Origin of the sequence: uncultured Campylobacter sp. (assembly GCF_937890585.1) — a bacterium.
GTDB lineage: Bacteria > Campylobacterota > Campylobacteria > Campylobacterales > Campylobacteraceae > Campylobacter_A.
The window spans coordinates 1-1615 of sequence record NZ_CALACG010000375.1 but is presented as its reverse complement, the minus strand read 5'-3'; the positions used below and the strand labels follow the sequence as shown (position 1 = coordinate 1615).

Here is a 1615-nt window from a genome sequence, read left to right as displayed (position 1 = left end):
TGGCGATGGAGCGAAAGCTGTATCAAAGGGGCAGCGGGCTACGGCGGTACAGATTTTTACAAAAGGTTGCTATAGCGAGAACGATACCGCGTCGTGCAAGGATCTGGGCGAGATATATGAGTACGGCAGAGGCGGCGCGACTGATCAGCGTGTGAAAAAGGACGCTGCTCTATCAAAGCAAGCTTATGAAAGATGTTGTGAAAAGAGCAATGGACTAAGAAAAGACTGCTGCAGAAAAGTAGGCAAATAATCGCGACGTCTGAAGTTGTTGTTTTTATGTATGCGGCTGCTTGTAAGGCTAGATTTGACTTCTCAAGCGGATCGCATACGAAATTTACGTTTAGCGATTTTGGCTCAAATTTATCAAATCACGCATGCCAAAAGAGTATGAGACAAAGCTTACTTGCACGCTTGGCAAACCACGTGCACCGCGCGAAGTAGCCACTATACAGATGTATGGCGTGAGTGTTGATGCAAACGAGGTCATGGTCTATGCAAATTTTGAAGAAAAAAGCGTGGATATGTGCCTATACAACGAGACTTTAAGCAAGCTAAAAAGCGAAGATGAAAACAAGGCCTACACGCTAGCTTTTATACTTTGCGACAACGTTGTTGGCGAGACGGCGATGATAAACACGCTTGGAGAGTTTGAGATCGTGGACGAGCCAAGAGAAAAAGGCGTACCACTAATCGACTTTGCCGATCTTATAGATGATAAATTTGGCAAAGAAGCTTCGAGCGAGCCGCTTAAGCAGTTTAGCTTTTACGAGCTAGAGCCTCGCTCAGATGCGCTAAGAGATGATGTATTTATGGGATATACGAGCCTAACTACGCTGCTAAATGAATACTATGACGGAGCAGGCGATGCTTACAATGAAGCCTACGAGCTTGGTATAAATTTCTGCTTTTTAGCCCTTGATCACGGTGGCGACGTGCAGTTTGGCGTTGATAGTAAAAATAAGATAGAAGATGAGCTTGAAGGGAGCAGCTTTTGCGAGAGCATGGGCGCAGCGACTGGCACTAAGCGCTCTTACGTAGATATCATCTGTTTTGATAAAGATGAGCTTGAAAAGGCCGCTAGTAAATTTAGCAAAGAGCTTGGCATAAAGATAGAAATTTGCGAATTTAAACGCTGATCTACATAAAATTTTACATAAAATAATACATACGCTAGCTGGTAAATTTCATCCTTTTGCCAGCTAGCATAAACTTTCAATTTATCTTTTAAATTTAGTGCTGTTTGAGAGATAGGCGCAAAGTTTTAGGCCGTATAAAAAGATGATCCACGAGATATATATCCAGACAAAGAAGAAAAGCACGGCTGAAAACGAGCCATAGACGCTTAAATAGGTCTTGTTGTAAAGTACGTAGTAGACGAAGGCCGACTTGCCAAGATACCAAACGAGCGAGGTAACAAACGAGCTAAAAAACGCGCTTTTAAACCTGATCTCGTCATTTGCTGAGATGAGATATGTGACGCAAAATATCGCCCAGATGATGAGATATGGCACTATGCTTAAGAAATTTATCCAGTTTGTAAATTTAGTCGAGTTTAGCATCTCTTGCACAAGGCTTGAGAGATAAAAACTGCCAGCAAGTCCGAGCGGTGCAAGTG

General features: G+C 42.9%; 3 protein-coding genes. 2 read left to right on the top strand and 1 reads right to left on the bottom strand.

The features are described from left to right. Together Q0296_RS11100 and Q0296_RS11095 are read left to right on the top strand one after the other, a co-directional pair. The coding region (locus Q0296_RS11100; protein WP_298040573.1) for a hypothetical protein at nucleotides 1-250 on the top strand (250 nt) is incomplete at its 5' end. Nucleotides 251-374: 124 nt separating this feature from the next. After that, nucleotides 375-1136 carry a hypothetical protein gene (locus tag Q0296_RS11095; RefSeq protein WP_298040570.1) on the top strand — a complete coding sequence of 254 codons (762 nt, stop codon included), beginning with the start codon at nucleotides 375-377 and terminating at the stop codon, nucleotides 1134-1136. Between the two features lie 81 nt (nucleotides 1137-1217). Here the strand turns inward: Q0296_RS11095 and Q0296_RS11090 are convergent. Next, nucleotides 1218-1615 (bottom strand): YihY family inner membrane protein (locus Q0296_RS11090; protein WP_298040568.1); only part of this gene is annotated, 398 nt, incomplete at its 5' end.

Bases quoted from the DNA above. Each gene is read 5' to 3' on its own strand.
- Q0296_RS11095 (WP_298040570.1), top strand. From the start codon at position 375: ATGCCAAAAGAGTATGAGACAAAGCTTACTTGCACGCTTGGCAAACCA.